The following is a 280-nucleotide window of genomic DNA, read 5'->3' on the forward strand; positions in this document are numbered from 1 at the left end:
GGGAGGGGTGTGGGGGGGGGGAGGTGGGGGGGGAGGTGGGAGGTGGGGTGGTGGTGGTGGGGGAAGAAGGAGGAGGGGAGGTGGGGGTGGTGGGGGGGGGGGAGGGGGGGGTGGGGGAGGGGGAGGAGGTGGTGGAGGAGGAGGAGGGGGGTAGGAGGGGGGAGGTGAGGGGGGGGGAGGTGGAGGTGGGGGAAGGGGGGGTGGTGGGGGGGGAGGAGGAGGAGGGGGAGGAGGAGGAGGATGGGGGGGGGGGGGATGGGGGAGTGGAGGGTTGAAGGGG

The 280-nt window shown here is 76.1% G+C and carries 1 protein-coding gene; it reads left to right on the forward strand.

The genetic code is table 11. The annotated features are described in order from the left end of the window. The coding region (locus FS825_RS19160) for a hypothetical protein (RefSeq protein WP_222126972.1) at nucleotides 1-275 on the forward strand (275 nt) is incomplete at its 5' end. Between the last annotated feature and the right edge of the window lie 5 nt (nucleotides 276-280).

Origin of the sequence: Curtobacterium pusillum (assembly GCF_007680845.1) — a bacterium.
Classification (GTDB): domain Bacteria; phylum Actinomycetota; class Actinomycetes; order Actinomycetales; family Microbacteriaceae; genus Curtobacterium; species Curtobacterium pusillum_B.